The organism is Labrenzia sp. PHM005, assembly GCF_006517275.1.
Taxonomy (GTDB): Bacteria; Pseudomonadota; Alphaproteobacteria; order Rhizobiales; family Stappiaceae; genus Roseibium.
Genome location: NZ_CP041191.1, coordinates 5,948,185 through 5,961,818, shown reverse-complemented (window position 1 = coordinate 5,961,818; position 13,634 = coordinate 5,948,185). Strand labels below are relative to the sequence as shown.

Here is a 13,634-nt window from a genome sequence, read left to right as displayed (position 1 = left end):
GAAAGTGGCCGGTCCTGTTGAGGCGGTCAAGAGGCAGAAACTGAATGCTCAGATCACAAAATTCGCGATTGCTTCATTGTCAGTGATGTCCTCCCAGCGGATGTCTGAGCGGTCGAAACTGTCGTGAAGCGTTTGAAAATTCTCCGGTCGTTTTGTTTCAATGCCAAGAAGCACCGAACCGAAATTGCGGGCTGATTTCTTCAAGTATTCAAAACGGGCGATATCGTCTTCCGGGCCGAGCAATGAAAGAAAATCCTTCAGAGCACCGGGCCGCTGCGGCAGCTGGATGACATAGTATTTTTTCAAACCTGAGAATTTTAGAGCCCGCTCTTTGACCTCTGGCAACCGTTCGAAATCGAAGTTGCCTCCTGAGACAACACAGACGATTTTTTTGCCTTTCACCTGGTCCATAGGCAGCCGGTTTAGGGCGTCGATGGCCAGGGCTCCGGCGGGTTCCAGAACAATCCCCTCGATGTTGAGCATGTCGATCATGGTGGAGCAGACGCCATCGGTGGGGGCGAGGATCACATCTTCCGGCGTGAATTTGGAAAGTTGCTTGAAGTTCTCCGCTCCGATCTGGGCAACAGCAGCCCCATCGACAAAGTTGTCGACCCGGTCGAGCCGCAGACGGTTTCTGGCTTCAAGGCTTTTGTAGAGGCTGGGGGCATTTTCCGGCTCAACCAGACTGAACTCTGTCTTGAGGCCTTCCTCGGCAAAATACTTTGTGATGCCTGCCGACAGACCGCCGCCGCCCACCGGGAGGATCAGCCTGTCCCATTCGAGACCAGCTGGTGTCTGTTCGAGGATCTCCTTGCCCACGGTCGCCTGGCCCAAGATGATCGTTGGATGATCGAACGGTGGCACCATCATGCCGTTGTTGGCCGCGCAATACTCCATGGCCGCCTTGTTGGCGTCGTCGAACCCATCGCCGATCAATTTGATGTCTACGAGCGGAGCGCCGAACGATTTGGTTTTTAAGATCTTCTGCTGGGGTGTGGTCAGAGGCATGAAGACGACACCCGGCTTGCCAAAATGCCGGCACGCATAGGCAAAGCCCTGAGCGTGGTTGCCTGCCGACGAACAGACGAACAAAGGGCAATCAGGATCAGCTGCAAGCGCCTCATGAATGAAGGCGTAAGCGCCCCGCACTTTATAGCTGCGGACCGGTGTTAAGTCCTCACGTTTCAGCCAAATTTCGGCCTGATGAAGGTCCGAAAGATATTGGCTGTGTTGAAGCGGTGTCGGCTTCAGCACTTTGGACAAGAGGTCATGGATTCGGGAGACGTCGTCTGCAAACTGGCCCACAGGATTTACTCTTTTGAATTCTGTCGTCTCAGCCACTTCTCGTCCCATTGAAGAGGAAAAACAAGGCTGATGAAGGAGAATTGAGACCCATTCGGATTGAATAAGAGGGGGAGTGGACCGCCTACATGTGGATAGAGGTCATTGCCAGCGAGAGTGGCGAATGCTGTGCAGGAGCCACTGTTTTGTGAATTCCGCCTTGAATCGAGCACATTCCAGCGCCTACCTATTTCGAATGGCGAAATACGAGTTCAACATGCAGCGTCTTTTTCTACGTCACATATTGGCCGATGGGGCCCGGATTGAAACGGATCGGGGCCAGGCGAATTACCTCTTGAACGTTCTGCGATTGAAAGACGGCGACTATGTGCTGGTGTTCAATGGCAGCGATGGCGAATGGCTCGCCAAGATCCACAGTGGTGGGCGGCGGGAATGTGCGCTGCAATTGATGGAACGGACGCGGGAGCAAACGGAGCCGAACAACCTGATCTATATGTTTGCGCCGCTCAAACACGCCCGCCTCGATTACATGGTGCAAAAGGCTGTTGAGATGGGGGCTGGCAGCTTAATGCCCGTGATGACCCAGCACACGCAAGCCAGCCGTGTGAATGTCGAGCGCATGGAAGCCAATGTGATCGAAGCGGCTGAGCAATGCGGTGTGCTGTCGGTGCCCAAGGTCTTGCCGCCGCAGGCTCTCAAAGATGCCCTGACCGTTTGGCCGGAAGCGCATCCAAATCGCAAACTGCTGTTTTGCGATGAAGGAGAAGAAACGGACAATCCGTTGCTGACGCTAGTTCAGCTCAAGGAAAGCGGTCCACCACCGTTGGCGATCCTGATTGGTCCCGAAGGCGGTTTTTCTGAAGATGAGCGCACCCTTCTAAAGGGCCTGGATTTTGTTACTGCGATCCCTCTGGGGCCGCGTATCCTAAGGGCAGACACTGCCGCTGTTGCCGCACTGGCGATTGTGCAGGCAACCGCCGGGGACTGGAAATAGTCATGAACCAGGAGAACTTTCCATCGCCGCGTGTTCAGCAATCTGGCAAAGTTTCTCCGGTTCAAAACAAAGACTCCAAACAACTATCTGAAACAACTGGCCGGAAAAAATTCCGTATTCCAGTCGGGGTGGCGCTTGGGCTGGTTTTTTCCGTATCCCTGGTGGTGATCTGCGGCTTGATCATCGCCTTCATGGCAGCCTCGGACCGGCGGATAGCGGTCCAATTGCTTGATCAGCAAGCGGCTGCCATCTTGAATGCCAATCAAGCGGTTCTGGACAAGTTTTTCCAAAAACAAGACACCTTACTGCGCACAATTGCGGTTCATGCAAAAGCCAGCCAGGAAAAGCTGACCGAAGCAGATATTGCGGCCTACAGGAAACTGCTCCCCGAAGGCGCTGCGTTTGTGCTTGGGCGTACCGTTATGGACGATGCGCCGGAAGGAGACGTGCCGGACGTGGCCTGGTCCGCGTTTGAGTGGCGCGATGATTACAGGTCTGCCGTCAAAACAGCGGAACTCGATCTGGGCAACGGCCAGCGATTGTTCGCCCACTATCCGCGCTCTGTTTTTGCGAAAATCGGGCAAGAGATGACTTGGGACGACAGGCAGCAGGTCTTTTTGCTATCTGGCCGCGACAAGGCGATTGTGGTGAACGGCCTTCCAGCTGCGGCTTTCGCAGGAACTCCTGAAGCTCCGCTTCCGAACCTTTCAGTTTTGACTGAAACGCACTTGCACAACATGTGGGACGATGAACAGTTGGCCCATGTCATGGGCGGTGAAATCAGCGGTCGTCTGTTTCGGGATTCCGGTCGCATGTATACAGCGATCTTCTTTGATGTGGAGACCGGGCCTGCGAACGGATGGATCGTTGGAGCTTTGTATGAAGCCCATCAATTTGGGGCAACACTCGATCAAACCCGTTTTGTTTTATATGCAGCTCTTGCCGCCTTGATCGCCGGGGCGGCCTTGTCTTTTTTTATCGGCCGGAGCCTTGGCCGGCCGCTTAGCCGTTTGGCCACTACCGCGGCTGATCTCCGGAAGTTGGAGTTCAATGCCGCACATAGACTGCCGTCGTCACGCCTGACAGAACTCAATGATGTCAATCAGGCGTTCAACGGATCGATTGGAGCACTCAATGCGTTCGCCAAATATGTGCCCCGCCAGCTGGTGTCACGGCTGATTGATGAGGGCATGACCGAAAGCCGCAACATCGAGCTGCGGGAGATGACAATCGTCTTTACCGACCTGGCCGGTTTTACCAATTTGGCATCTCACTTGAGCGCCGAAGAAACGGCTGCTTATCTCAATGGCTATTTTGAAACGGTAACCAATGTGATCGCCGAGCGGGATGGAACAATCGACAAGTTCTTAGGCGACGGCGTGATGGCATTTTGGGGTGCACCTTCCGATCAACCAGATCATGCCGCACAAGCAATTGCCGCTGTCAAAGCACTTGCAGACCAGGTCGAAAACGATCCGGCTCTAAATATGCGGCTCAGAATCGGCATTCATACCGGAAAGGTTGTCGTTGGAGATATCGGGTCGGAGTCACGGATGAACTACACCGTGATCGGTGATGCAGTGAATGTGGCGGCACGCTTGCAAGAGTATGGTAAAGAGGTTGACCCTGGAGCCAAAGTTATTGCTCTTGCCAGCAGCGAAACCATGGCTCAGCTTCCAGAAGGGATCAGTGCCACCAGCCTTGGTCCGGTCAAACTTCGTGGCCGTGATGAAGCGCTGTCCGTGTTCAGGATTGCGTGAGACGCGCGCTGATGTCGCTTCTGCGCTTGCAATCTAGTTTCAGGACTCCTAAATCACCGACACTCACAAGCGCCCGAAGAGGCATCCGATCATCGCGGCTTTTTTAAGGGGGCTGGGCTCCTTATGATTTGCTCCGCAAACTACTGAGGACGGTTGTATGGCCCGCGATACGGTCGATGCCACCCCGATTGAAACGGTCGCAGATCTGGCGGCAACGCTGGAAGCTGGCTGTAAACCGGCTAGTGAATTCCGGATCGGTACCGAGCACGAGAAATTCGGTTTCAATCTGAAAGATCTTTCACCGATCCCGTATGAGGGAGCAAACGGCGTCGAAGCTGTTCTGGAAGGCATGCAGCGCCTTTTAGGGTGGGAGCGGATTGAAGATGCCGGAAAGATCATTGGGCTTGCCGATGATCACTGCGGTGGAGCGATTTCTATCGAGCCGGGCGGGCAGTTTGAACTTTCTGGCGCACCGCTCGACAATCTCCATCAGACCTGCCGGGAGGCCAATCAGCACCTGGCGCACGTGCGCGACGTGGCAGGCCCTTTGGAAATCGGTTTTCTTGGGATCGGAATGGCACCGACCTGGGAGCGGTCAGACATGCCCCGCATGCCCAAATCGCGTTACGACATCATGACCGCCTACATGCCGAAGGTCGGTTCTCTGGGCCTCGACATGATGTACCGCACCTCAACAATCCAGGTAAATCTGGATTTTGCGAGTGAAACGGACATGATCAAAAAAATGCGGGTCGGGCTGGCTCTGCAACCAATCGCAACGGCGATTTTTGCCAATTCTCCGTTCACCGATGGAAAGCCGAATGGCTTCAAATCATTCAGGGCGCAGATTTGGACGGATACCGATGCCGACCGGACCGGCGACATGCCTTTTGCCTTTGACGATGGTTTCGGCTTTGAAGGTTATGTCGAGTGGGCCCTCGATGTACCGATGTATTTCGTCAAACGCGGCGACACCTATCATGATGTGACCGGGACAACATTCCGCGCGTTCATGAATGGGGCGCTCGAAGGAAAGATCCCGGACGCGCGTCCAAGCATGGGGGACTGGAACAATCACCTGTCGACCTTGTTCCCGGATGTCCGGCTCAAAAAATACATCGAGATGCGGGGCGCTGACGGTGGACCGTGGCGGCGGATTTGTGCGCTTCCGGCATTGTGGGTTGGCCTTCTTTATGACATCGGTGTTCTGGATCAAGCCTATGATCTTGTGAAAGACTGGACGGCGGAAGAGCGCGCAGCTCTACGCCGGGATGTGCCTAAGTCCGCGTTGCAGACACCGTTCCGGGACGGCACAGTTCTGGATGTTGCCAAACAGGTTGTGGCGCTGTCACAGGAAGGCCTGAAACGCCGGGCGCGCATGAGCGACGGCGATCTGGATGAACGGGTACATCTGGCACCTGTTGAAGAAGCCCTGGCCGCTGGGATGTGTCCGGCAGATGTACTTCTTCAGCGTTACAATGGATCCTGGGATGGGGATCTTACCCAGATCTTCCGGGACTACGCCTACTGATCTGCAATAGTGGGTGCACTTCACTGCAAAACTGGAAGGTCATGAATTGACCTTCCGCGCGGTTCAGGTCACTCTTGTGAAGACAGCCTTGTTTCTCAGGGCTTTGCGCAAGACATCCGGGACCGCGTGATGACAGAGAACGACTCGGCGCCGCCGCCATTCAATATATTCTCCCTCTCTGAAGACGTGCAGGAACGCTTTGGCTGGTCCACTGACGATCTTAATCGTGTGATGGAACAACTGATGCCGGCTGCCTTGACCGGTTTCCAGCATTTTGGCGGTCCGATGTCCGGCCTTCCGGATTGGTTCAATCAGGCCACACAAATGGCCAGTAGCGCCGCAAATCCGATGTCTGCCTACGCAAATTTCTTCCAAACGCCGACGCAGCAATCTTTGATTCCATTCTTTGGGCCGGAAGCAGTCCAGCAGGCTCTGGCAGCACAAATCTCCGGTGTCACCGGTTTGCAGAGCGATGCCGTCCAAGAGATGATGCCCGTTGCAGCAACCTTAGCCTTTGGCCAGATCGCGCGGCCGTTCCTTCAAGGCGAAGCTCAGGTGCTTCTCGATGCCTATATGCGGGGATTTGCGCGCGGCCGGCCGAAACGCGCTCCGGCGCCGATCGATTATCTGCACAGCTATACCGATGCCATGAATGCATTTTGGGGCTCCTTCCTGAGACCTTCCGGCGAGGCAACATCCGAGGAGGCTCCGGAACCAGAAGCTGAAGATGAACCGGTTGCAGATGAGGTGTTGGATGAGGCCGGTTCCGAGGAAGAAAGTTCGGAATTTGAGGAAATGGTGTCCGGGTGGATGTCTGCCGGCCGCGACCTGCAGTCCAGCCAGCTGAAGGCATTTGACAATTTCTTTGCCACTGCGACCCGGAACCTCGGCAAATAAGAACAAAAAAAGACCCGCCATAAACGGCGGGTCAGTTTACGTCAGCAAGGCTTGCCGACAGGGGCTGCTATGAAGGTCAATAAATCAGGCAGCGATCTCTGGCCGGGGATGAACCAAAGATACTGATGGCTTCTGGGTGTGCGGCGCTGTGTTGGCTGCAATTGGGAGGATTTGCAGCGCGAGCGGGTTGTGGCCATCGGCCATCTGCCTCAGAAACGGTGCTGGGTCTGAGTAAAACGGAAGTGCAATGGCCCGTCGAACATCGCTCCGGGTCAAACCAATGTCCTTCAATGCCTCATCGCTCAACGTCGAAAGTTGGGTGACCTGACGACGATTTGTGAAAACGCGCAGGGCACGGGCAACCAGCTGCCCGGAAAGAGCGAATATCGGGTGGTGTGCGATGTGTGTCATGGCGTACTTCTCCTGTGAGCGGCCGAAGGAATTTCCGGCAGCTTGTTCCGCGCCTTGAAGGCGGTCCTGTGTTTGGAACAATGCTTAGATGCTATAGTTCGATACATAATTCCAACGAATGTTTTTGATGAGAACAATCAGATATTGTGATATGAACTTCTTAGGGCGTGTTTGCCTGGGAAACCCGCCATTTTGAGCGGTTCTTTCTCAGCAGGGCCCGAGCTACAAACTTTTTGCGAGGCAGAATGCTTGATCTGGATCAGCTGCGAACCTTCGTGGCGATTGCCGAAACCGGCAGTTTCACCAAGGCGGCGGACAGCGTTCACAAGACGCAATCGGCGGTATCGATGCAGATGCGGCGCTTGGAGGAACGTATAGACAAACCGCTGTTTGTCCGCGTCGGGCGCCAGTCCAAGCTGACAGAGCACGGGGAACGGCTGCTGCACTACGCACGCCGCCTTGTACAGCTAAACGATGAAACCCTGGCCGCCTTTGATGATACGGAGCTCGCGGGCTTGGTCCGCCTCGGGACACCCGACGATTACGCAGACCGGTTCCTACCAGAGATTCTAGCGCGCTTTTCAAGGTCAAACCCGAAGGCTGAGGTCAGTGTTGTTTGCGCGCCAACCCCTAATCTTGCGGACATGATCGTGGAAGGTGAGTTGGATGTTGCCATCATCACGCACGTCCAGAAAAAGGGCCGGAAGAATGTCGAAATTCTAAGGCGCGAACCTTTGTTATGGGTCGCATCTGCCCGGCACGCCACCGAAAACGAAACAGTCTTGCCGCTGGCGTTGGGCCGAGCAACATGCGACTGGCGCAAGGCCGCCCTAAGTGCCTTGGAAGATCAATTGCGAGAATACCGGCTGCTTTATTCCAGCTGGAACTCAACGGCGGTCGGCGCTGCTGTCTTGGCTGGGCTGGCGATTTCGGTTCTGCCGGAGTCCGCTTTGCGCTCCGGCATGCGTGTCTTAACCGAAGCCGAAGGCTTCCCGCGGTTGCCGGAATGCGAGATCGGGATCATGAAATCCTGGCACAACAGTTCGCGGGTCACAGATGCTTTGGTAGAGCACATCATGTCCTCACTTGATAACCTGTCCGTTCCTCATGCAGCTGAATGATCAATGTTTGAGTCGTCAGTAATTTTGATGTAATAAGGTATTACTGATCGAATTTAATGATGTTGTTCTGAGTTTTTGCGCCGTGCTTGGAGAGTTCCATGAGTCATGCCCTTGATATTGACCAGCTGCGGACGTTTCTGGCGATCGCCGAACTTGGCAGTTTCACAAAGGCGGGTGAAGCGGTTCACAAAACACAATCGGCCGTTTCCATGCAAATGCGCCGCTTGGAAGAGCGGGTTGGTCAGCCGATTTTTATAAAGGATGGGCGCCAATCCCGATTGACCGAGCAGGGGCTGCGGCTGGTTGAATATGCCCGGCGGATGATCCAGCTGAACGATGAGACCCTTTCGGCTTTTAATGGCAAAAAAGAAATCGGTTTCGTCAAACTCGGTGTACCGGACGATTACGCTGACCGGCTGTTGCCACAAGTTCTTGCCGCCTTCAACCGGCTCAATCCGTCTATCGAGGTGCAGGTTGAATGCACCAGCAGCGCGCGTTTAACGGATGCTATTCGGAACGGTGAATTGGATGTGGCGATTACCACGTCCGGAGATACCAGCGAGTTGCACGGAGAGATCATCCGGCGGGAGCCCCTGTTTTGGGTGACATCGGAACAACACTGCGCGCACACCCAAGACGTCATCCGTCTGGCGCTCGGCCCGACCAGCTGCAGCTGGCGGCGTCTGTCCATGGATGCGCTCGACCGGGTCGGAAAGCGGTATCGTGTGTCTTATACCAGTGCTAGTGCGTCGGCTTTGGTTGGCGCTGTGCATGCCGGATTGGCAGTGACCGTGTTTCCGGAAAGCGCAATACGAGATGGCATGCGCATTCTGGACGAGAAGGACGGTTTTCCAGCTCTGACCCATTGCGACATTGCGCTGTTGCGGTCTGACAACGCCCGTCAACCCATGCACGACCGTCTGTGCAACCATCTGATTGCTGCAATTGGCAACGTCGGCACGATGACCAATCAAGAAGCCGCAGAATAGCGGCTCACTTCAATTGATGCAGTTTATGGAAGACGCGCTGCGTTAGCGGGCACGCAACATCATGATGTTGCCAGCCAGAACACAGCCAAGGCCGGTGATTGCCAGCGGCGTCCACTGATATCCTTCAAATATGGTTGAGACCGCGAGGGCCACGATCGGAAACAACACGGTCGCATAACCGGCGCGCGCTGATCCTATCCGCCCAAGTAGTGTGAGATAGGAGGCAAAGGCTATCACCGAGGCGACCAAAGCCAGATAGAAAAGGCTGCCGAGATAAGGAAAGGTCCATTCAACGGCAAAGCTTCGGCCACGGAAGGCTGCGAAGAGGCCCAGAAATATCATGCCGTAGACCATGCCCCAGGCTGTGGCGGGCATCACGCCGATCCCGCGGCGTTGGGTATCAGCCGATAGCATGTTGCCGAGGCAAAACGACAGAGTTCCGCAGATACAAAAGCCAAGACCAATGGCAACACCGGTGTTGATCTGCGCTCCGGCCATGTTCGGCCAAAACATCAAAGCAATTCCGGAAAATCCGAGAAGGCCGGCAGCAAGCGCAAGGAGGCTTGGGCGTTGGCGGAACAAGACTAGCCCCAGGAAGATGTTGAAGACCGATGCCGTGGAGAAGACAACGGCCAGCAGGCCCGACGGTAGGTAGGCCGCACCATAATAAAACAGGGTGAAGTTCGTCGAAAACAGTAGGGCACCAAGGCCGGCAAAGCGAATGTGATCTTTTGCTGGAAAGTTCAAGGGATAGCCTTTTGCACGGACCCAGACCATCATCATGGCGGCCGCGACGACAAACCGCCAAAACACGGAGACTTCGGGGGAAACGCTAGAGATCTGCCCTTTCATTGCGATCCAGCTGAAACCCCATGCAAACACGGTGGCCGCGTACAGACCGAGATCGGTTGTGTTCAGATCGGATCGGTTTAGGGCTGGCTGGGCAAGGCTCATCACATCAACTCATCTTGGCAGGAAGACCACCAATCTGGTCGTCTTGATAGTTCAACACAAATGATTGTTTTTGATGAAAGGATCAGCGGTGTCGATGAATTGCCGCTTTGGAAGATCCGGCCAGCGCACTTTCGATCGCTGACCGGCCAGAACCACTATTTTGGACAGCCTATAACTCTAGGCTGTTAAAGGACCAGATTGTGCCGTCCGACGTTCTTGATGTCGGTTTCGCCGCAGAGGCCCATGGTGACATCAAGTTCCTTGTGCATGATTTCTAACACTTCACGGACGCCGGTTTTTCCACGGGCGCCGAGACCATAGATGAAGGCCCGGCCGATATAGGTGCTGTGGGCACCCATCGCGACCGCTTTGAAGACATCCTGGCCGGAGCGGATGCCACCGTCGACATGCACTTCGATCTTGTCGCCGACCGCGTCGACGATGTCACCGAGAATGTCATAGGACGCCAGCGCGCCATCCAGTTGGCGGCCGCCGTGGTTGGAGACAACGATCGCATCAGCGCCGAGGTCGGCAGCGATCTTGGCATCGTCAACATCATTGATCCCTTTCAGGATCAGCTTGCGGTCCCAATGTTTTTTGACCCACTCCACAGACGACCAATCGAGGGTCGGATCAAACTGGCTTGCGGTCCATTCTGCAAGGGATGTCATGTCTTCGACACCAGACACATGGCCGACAATATTGCCGAACTCATGGCGCTTGGTTTGTGCCATTTTCCAGCACCAGCGCAGTTTTGTTGCCAGATCGATCAGGACATGCGGTTTGGGCTTCGGCGGAGTGCTGAGGCCGTTTTTAATATCGCGGTGGCGCTGCCCCAGAACCTGCAGGTCGAGAGTGAGGACAAGCGCGGAACAATTCGCCGCCAGGGCGCGCTGCATCAGGCTTTCGGAAAACCCTCGGTCCCGCATGACATAAAGCTGGAACCAGAACGGACTTTTGGTGTTCTCAGCGACGTCCTCGATAGAACAGACACTCATCGTAGAGAGGGTGAAGGGAACGCCGAATTCTTCCGCTGCCTGTGCCGCCAGGATTTCCCCATCCGCGTGCTGCATCCCGGTCAATCCGACCGGAGCAAGGGCAACCGGCATAGAGACCTCTTCGCCGATCATTGTGGTTTTCACAGATCGGTTATCGATGTTGCGGGCAACCCGCTGGCGCAGTTTTTGCCGTTGAAAAGCGGCTTCATTGTCCCAATAGGTGCTCTGGGTCCAGGAGCCGGTGTCGGCGTAGTCATAAAACATTTTGGGCACCCGCCGTTTGGCGAGAGCCTGCATATCAGCGACGTCGGTTACGATGGGCATCGGGTCTCTCCCTCGAACTATTTCTTGGCTGTACGAGCAGTTGTTTCAGATCGTCTGAGGCCAGCAAGTTGTTCGCGCTGGTCCAGCTGTTCGGTTGCGGCGAGTGTGGCGCGGACATAATCGATATGTTCTTCGGCAGCCTGCCGGGCCAGGTTCGGATCACCTGCCGATATCGCCTGGTAGATTGTCTTGTGGTGATTGAGCACTTCCGTGCGTGCAGACGGGTGATGGTAGAGACGTCCGCGATTATAGAAAACGCCGTTTTCCAAGAGGCGGTAACACGAGCGCAAGGTGTGCAGCATGACGACGTTGTGCGCCGCTTCCCCGACCGCATTGTGGAAGGCGACGTCCAGTTGGCTTTCGAGCGTTACGTCCTGGTTTTCATGCGCAGCATCCATCTGTTCGATGATGTCTTTGAGCCTGCTGAGATCGGAGGGTGCAGCGCGGACGGCGGCCATCGCCGAAGCCTGGCCCTCAATGCCGCGCCGGAAATCGAAATAATCGCTGACAGCGGACGGGTGGCGGGAAATCAACTGCACTATCGCTTCGGAAAAGATCGATCCGATGAGATCGCAGACGAAGGTTCCGCCACCTTGCCGGGCTTCAATCAGGTTCCGCTCTTCCAAGGTCTTGAGCGCATCACGCAACACCGGGCGGGACACCTGCATTTGTTCCGACAAAACCCGTTCGGCCGGCAGGCGGTCGCCAGATTTGAGAACCCCTTTGAGGATGAGTTCTTCAATCTGATCTACCGCGGCATCCGCGGTTTTGTGATGATTTATTGGCTGAAACATGCGGCCTCGATCACTAGAATTCTCAGGAAAATAGCGCGGAATTCGAAATTGGTCAAATTATTTATCCAATTTGAAGCGCGCTTGTGCCGCAATCAAGCTGATTGCAAACGCGCGCATATGTCATCTTTCCCGAACGCGAAAAACCCGGTGGTCTTTTGCTAGCGCAGCCGCCATGTTGTTTTGGCTGCGGAAGGCAAGGAGGGGCAACAGTTTGGGAAGTCATCAGGATATAGGCGGTGTGCTGCCATCGTTTCGGACCTCGCCTTTGCGGGAGCGGGTTTTAGGCGAAGTTCATGCGCGTCCTTTCCGGCCGTTGTCGACACCGCGGGTTGTCCTTCACTACGCGTTTTTGACGAACTCCCAAGAAGCAGCCGAGGACAAGGCTTGGCTCGGAGAGTTTTGTAGGTCCCGCGGCGCGCCCGGTCCCGCACAAGGAACCCGATACCACCGGGTAGAATTCGGTGAAGGCACACTGAATTGGGAGCAACATGCCGAATTCACCACCTACACCTGGGATGGAGCGGCGACTTCGGGCCGCATTTTTAACTCCATTCCAACGGGTCATCCATTTGGAGCCGCCTTCCGGGCTCCGGGCGACTTACTGGTTGCCGTGCGCCTTGAATTGCACGACGAACCGAAAGACGACGGTTGGCGCCAGGCCTTTGACATCGGCAGCATGGCCGTGTCTTCTCTGGAAAATGGCCAAGCAACCGTAGCGACAGATTTCCGGCAAGACGGTGATGGTCTGTCGCGTTTTTTGGTTTTTAACCACACCATGAGTGATGTGCAGTCCGGGACGGTCGTCCAAAGACTTCTCGAGTTGGAAACCTATCGAACACTCGCCATGCTGGGGCTGTTTGAAGCGAACGATCTTCAGCCGGATATTCGGCGGTTTGAAATCGAACTCGCCAGTTTGACTGAGCAGATGAAAGTAGCCTCTGGTTTGGATTCCAATCGGGAGCTGCTCGACAAGTTCACCGGCCTTGCTGCGGCTTTGGAAGCTGGAGCCACCGCGAGCGCGTTCCGGTTTGGCGCCAGCAGGGCGTATTATGAGATCGTCAATGTTCGGCTGACGGCCTTGCAAGAAGAAGCCAATCCGGGCGACTTATCGATGTCGTCTTTTCTGGCCAGGCGGTTGTCACCAGCCATGCGCACCTGCCAAGCGATTGAAGACCGGCAGGCCATGCTGTCGCGCAAATTGGCCCGTGCCACGACGCTGCTCAGAACCCGGGTGGATGTGGACCTGGAGCAGCAAAACCGGTCGCTGCTTCAATCCATGAACCGGCGGGCGCGGCTGCAGTTGCGGTTGCAGCAGACCGTTGAAGGCCTCTCGGTTGCGGCGATCAGCTACTATGTCGTGGGATTGTTGTCTTATCTCGCCAAGGGCAGCAAGGATGCGGGCTTGCCGGTTCCAAGTGCCACGGTGACAACCGCTGTGGCAGTTCCAGCTGTTATATTGATCATTTGGTGGATCGTGAACAGGATCCGGGCGCATCATTCCAAAGAGGATATGGATGATGTTTGACTAGCAAAATACTAAGGGCCGGGAAACCCAGGCC

12 protein-coding genes are annotated in these 13,634 nt (G+C 55.4%); 7 read left to right on the top strand and 5 right to left on the bottom strand.

Annotation, left to right across the window (positions count from 1 at the left end):
* Positions 1–48 precede the first annotated feature (48 nt).
* Positions 49–1,305 carry a threonine ammonia-lyase IlvA gene (gene ilvA / locus FJ695_RS27000; RefSeq protein ID WP_256370171.1) on the bottom strand — a complete coding sequence of 419 codons (1,257 nt, stop codon included), beginning with the start codon at positions 1,303–1,305 and terminating at the stop codon, positions 49–51.
* 232 nt (positions 1,306–1,537) lie between these two features.
* Between ilvA and FJ695_RS26995 the strand changes: the two genes are divergently transcribed.
* The 4 genes from FJ695_RS26995 to FJ695_RS26980 all read left to right on the top strand — a co-directional run bounded on the left by FJ695_RS26995 (position 1,538) and on the right by FJ695_RS26980 (position 6,484).
* Positions 1,538–2,296: a 16S rRNA (uracil(1498)-N(3))-methyltransferase gene (locus FJ695_RS26995; RefSeq protein WP_141188953.1), complete on the top strand. Its 759-nt coding sequence runs from the start codon at positions 1,538–1,540 to the stop codon at positions 2,294–2,296.
* Between the two features lie 2 nt (positions 2,297–2,298).
* Entirely contained in the window at positions 2,299–4,056 is a 1,758-nt protein-coding gene (locus FJ695_RS26990) for an adenylate/guanylate cyclase domain-containing protein (protein ID WP_209010833.1), read from the top strand.
* A gap of 157 nt (positions 4,057–4,213) precedes the next feature.
* Positions 4,214–5,587, top strand: a complete 1,374-nt coding sequence (locus tag FJ695_RS26985; RefSeq protein WP_141188335.1) for a glutamate--cysteine ligase — start codon at positions 4,214–4,216, stop codon at positions 5,585–5,587.
* A 129-nt stretch (positions 5,588–5,716) separates the two neighbouring features.
* Positions 5,717–6,484, top strand: coding sequence for a DUF937 domain-containing protein (locus FJ695_RS26980; RefSeq protein WP_141188334.1), 768 nt, complete (start codon positions 5,717–5,719; stop codon positions 6,482–6,484).
* An 84-nt stretch (positions 6,485–6,568) separates the two neighbouring features.
* Here the strand turns inward: FJ695_RS26980 and FJ695_RS26975 are convergent, their stop codons facing one another.
* Positions 6,569–6,895 carry a DUF1127 domain-containing protein gene (locus FJ695_RS26975; RefSeq protein WP_141188333.1) on the bottom strand — a complete coding sequence of 109 codons (327 nt, stop codon included), beginning with the start codon at positions 6,893–6,895 and terminating at the stop codon, positions 6,569–6,571.
* A gap of 245 nt (positions 6,896–7,140) precedes the next feature.
* On the opposite strand from FJ695_RS26975, the gene FJ695_RS26970 reads away from it, so the two are divergent.
* Positions 7,141–8,016: a LysR substrate-binding domain-containing protein gene (locus tag FJ695_RS26970; RefSeq protein ID WP_141188332.1), complete on the top strand. Its 876-nt coding sequence runs from the start codon at positions 7,141–7,143 to the stop codon at positions 8,014–8,016.
* Positions 8,017–8,114: 98 nt separating this feature from the next.
* Positions 8,115–9,005, top strand: coding sequence for a LysR substrate-binding domain-containing protein (locus FJ695_RS26965; protein ID WP_141188331.1), 891 nt, complete (start codon positions 8,115–8,117; stop codon positions 9,003–9,005).
* A gap of 42 nt (positions 9,006–9,047) precedes the next feature.
* Here the strand turns inward: FJ695_RS26965 and FJ695_RS26960 are convergent, their stop codons facing one another.
* The 3 genes from FJ695_RS26960 to FJ695_RS26950 form a co-directional block, all read right to left on the bottom strand.
* Entirely contained in the window at positions 9,048–9,959 is a 912-nt protein-coding gene (locus FJ695_RS26960; RefSeq protein WP_141188330.1) for a DMT family transporter, read from the bottom strand.
* A 185-nt stretch (positions 9,960–10,144) separates the two neighbouring features.
* Positions 10,145–11,281, bottom strand: a complete 1,137-nt coding sequence (locus tag FJ695_RS26955) for an alpha-hydroxy acid oxidase (protein WP_141188329.1) — start codon at positions 11,279–11,281, stop codon at positions 10,145–10,147.
* Between the two features lie 17 nt (positions 11,282–11,298).
* On the bottom strand, positions 11,299–12,075 hold the full coding sequence (locus tag FJ695_RS26950) for a FadR/GntR family transcriptional regulator (RefSeq protein ID WP_141188328.1): 777 nt from the start codon (positions 12,073–12,075) through the stop codon (positions 11,299–11,301).
* 238 nt (positions 12,076–12,313) lie between these two features.
* On the opposite strand from FJ695_RS26950, the gene FJ695_RS26945 reads away from it, so the two are divergent.
* Positions 12,314–13,600 (top strand): DUF3422 family protein, encoded by a 1,287-nt coding sequence (locus tag FJ695_RS26945; RefSeq protein ID WP_247653751.1) that lies wholly within the window; start codon positions 12,314–12,316, stop codon positions 13,598–13,600.
* Positions 13,601–13,634: the final 34 nt, after the last annotated feature.

Coding starts and splice junctions, on each gene's coding strand:
- FJ695_RS26970 (WP_141188332.1), top strand. CDS start 7,141: ATGCTTGATCTGGATCAGCTGCGAACCTTCGTGGCGATTGCCGAAACC.
- FJ695_RS26960 (WP_141188330.1), bottom strand. CDS start 9,959: ATGAGCCTTGCCCAGCCAGCCCTAAACCGATCCGATCTGAACACAACC.
- FJ695_RS26995 (WP_141188953.1), top strand. CDS start 1,538: ATGGCGAAATACGAGTTCAACATGCAGCGTCTTTTTCTACGTCACATA.
- FJ695_RS26950 (WP_141188328.1), bottom strand. CDS start 12,075: ATGTTTCAGCCAATAAATCATCACAAAACCGCGGATGCCGCGGTAGAT.
- FJ695_RS26980 (WP_141188334.1), top strand. CDS start 5,717: ATGACAGAGAACGACTCGGCGCCGCCGCCATTCAATATATTCTCCCTC.
- FJ695_RS26985 (WP_141188335.1), top strand. CDS start 4,214: ATGGCCCGCGATACGGTCGATGCCACCCCGATTGAAACGGTCGCAGAT.
- FJ695_RS26955 (WP_141188329.1), bottom strand. CDS start 11,281: ATGCCCATCGTAACCGACGTCGCTGATATGCAGGCTCTCGCCAAACGG.
- FJ695_RS26965 (WP_141188331.1), top strand. CDS start 8,115: ATGAGTCATGCCCTTGATATTGACCAGCTGCGGACGTTTCTGGCGATC.
- FJ695_RS26975 (WP_141188333.1), bottom strand. CDS start 6,895: ATGACACACATCGCACACCACCCGATATTCGCTCTTTCCGGGCAGCTG.
- FJ695_RS26990 (WP_209010833.1), top strand. CDS start 2,299: ATGAACCAGGAGAACTTTCCATCGCCGCGTGTTCAGCAATCTGGCAAA.